The organism is uncultured Chitinophaga sp., from assembly GCF_937874145.1.
In the GTDB taxonomy this organism is placed as follows: Bacteria; Bacteroidota; Bacteroidia; order Chitinophagales; family Chitinophagaceae; genus Chitinophaga.
In genome coordinates, this window is record NZ_CALNBI010000009.1 from 1 (window position 1) to 2,296 (window position 2,296).

Sequence of the window (2,296 nt, forward strand, 5' to 3'; positions counted from 1 at the left end):
CGAGGAAGCATGCGCCCTATCACGGTACGCCGGCATGAGCAACAACCTCTCCACGTACGGCATCTACGGATACGATCCCTCGAAAGACCGCGACAATCTTACCGCCAAACAGATTTCGCAAATGCTCTGGTATTTCCTCGACGGGCGCTCCGTCCGCCACAAGGAAGCCCAGCTCAACGAGCGCGAATCGTTCCTGGAATTCCATATCGCTGGCGCGGATATCAGCACCGTTTTCCTGAAAAGCAAAAAAACCGGCCGCTGGTGGATGCAGCTCCCCGACAAGAATTTCGTTCCCTGCGCCTATTCGGATTACCTGATGGCCAGCAACAATGAACTACCGGAGCGCTGGCTCCGCAGCCAGGAACGCCTGTAATTCCGTAAATTTAAGGGAACGCTCAACCCAATCATGTGACGCACCCCCGCAGAGCCAGGCTCGCCCGCATCAATATCATCCAGAATGCACAGGACGCCGTCCTGATCGGCATCGGCGTGTTGCTGGCCGCCCTCGGCCTCAAAGCCTTTTTGCTGCCCAATGGCTTCCTCGACGGCGGCGTGACGGGGATTTCGCTGCTCGTCAACCGCTTGTCGGGCTGGTCGATTTCCGTGCTGATCATCCTTATCAACGCGCCTTTTATCCTACTGGCGTACAAACAGCTGTCGCGGCTGTTTACGTTGAAGACGATCGCGGCCATCATGGGGCTCGCTTTTGCGCTGGCGCTCATCAAAGTGCCCGTCATTACCCAGGATAAGTTGCTGATCGCCATTTTCGGAGGATTTTTCCTCGGCGCGGGCATCGGCATGTCTATCCGCGGAGGAGCCGTGCTGGATGGAACGGAAGTGCTGGCGCTATGGATTTCACGCAAAACCGTGCTGTCTATCGGCGAAGTGATCATGTATTTCAACGTGCTCATTTTCGGCGTGGCCGCCGTGCTTATCAACGTCGAAACCGCGCTGTACGCCATGCTTACGTATTTGTCCGCCAGCAAAACGGTGGATTTCGTGATCCAGGGGTTTGAAGAATATATCGCCCTCACCGTCATCTCCCCCAAAGCCGAATTAATCCGCAAAACATTGACACTCAAGTTGAAAAAGGGCGTTACGGTGTTTAAAGGGAAAAGTGGTTACGGGAAAAGGGGAGAAGTGGATAATGAAATCGACATCATTTATACCGTCGTAACCCGCCTGGAAGTGCATAAGGTGATCGACGAAATTGAAAAGATCGACGAAAAAGCGTTTATTGTGCAGCATAATATCAACGACACCCGCGGCGGTATGATCAAACGCCGCGCGGGCGCTCACTAAACGCGAAAAATTCCACGGATGAAAAAGACACTCATCGCCGCCATGCTCACGATCGCCACCATCAACGCCACCGCGCAGGAACGCATCAATCTCTACCCCGATCACCCGGAATGGAAGATCCTGGGCGGAAAAGAGATCAACGATGTTCCGCATATCGAATATTACGCCGCTCCCGGCGACAAGAAGAACGGCGCCGCCGTACTCGTTTGTCCGGGCGGAGGTTACACCAACCTCGCGCTGGGGCACGAAGGCAAAGACGTGGCCGGCTTTTTCAACGCCAACGGGTTCGACGCCATCGTGCTGCATTACCGACTGAACGGCGGTCCGCAGGCTGGTTCCACCTATCCCGCGCAATACAACGATGTGTCGAAAGCCATGCAGATCGTGAAAAGCAAAGCCAAATCCTGGGGCTTCGATCCCGAAAAGGTAGGCGTACTGGGCTTTTCGGCAGGCGGGCACCTCGCATCGATGCTCACCACGATGCACATTGCGGCTAATCCGCAGGCGAAGGCCGAACACGAGCGCTTCAGTTCCCGCCCCGCATTTTCCGTGCTGGTATATCCCGTGATCTCGCTGAGCGAAAGCTTCCGGCATAAAGGCAGCGCCATCAACCTGCTGGGCGCCGACAGCCCCAAGTCGCTGCAGGACTCACTTTCCACCCAAAACCGCGTCACCGCCCAAACTCCGCCCACCATGCTCATCCACTCCGGCGACGATAAAGGCGTGCCGGTGGAAAACAGCATCGTTTTCTACAAAGCCCTGCTGCAGCACAACGTTCCCGCCACCATGCACATCTACGACCATGGCGGCCACGGCTTCGGTATGGCGCCCAAAGATCCCGTGCTCAACACCTGGCCGGGCCTTGTCGTGAACTGGATCGACGGATTGCTCTTCAAAAAGTAAAATCTTCCGCATAAGAAAGCCCCCGAATCGACCGATCCGGGGGCTTTTTATTGTACGCATCAAGGTAGATATCAAAGGAAATTATCCGCGT

General features: G+C 55.5%; 2 protein-coding genes and 1 pseudogene. All 3 read left to right on the forward strand.

The features are described from left to right. Window positions 1–373: pseudogene (locus tag Q0510_RS00240) on the forward strand (arginase); the annotation flags it as partial. Window positions 374–408: 35 nt separating this feature from the next. Then, on the forward strand, window positions 409–1,302 hold the full coding sequence (locus tag Q0510_RS00245; protein ID WP_298707164.1) for a YitT family protein: 894 nt from the start codon (window positions 409–411) through the stop codon (window positions 1,300–1,302). A gap of 18 nt (window positions 1,303–1,320) precedes the next feature. Beyond that, window positions 1,321–2,205, forward strand: coding sequence for an alpha/beta hydrolase (locus tag Q0510_RS00250; RefSeq protein ID WP_298707166.1), 885 nt, complete (start codon window positions 1,321–1,323; stop codon window positions 2,203–2,205). The last annotated feature ends 91 nt before the right edge of the window (window positions 2,206–2,296 follow it).

Bases quoted from the DNA above. Each gene is read 5' to 3' on its own strand.
- Q0510_RS00250 (WP_298707166.1), top strand. From the start codon at position 1,321: ATGAAAAAGACACTCATCGCCGCCATGCTCACGATCGCCACCATCAAC.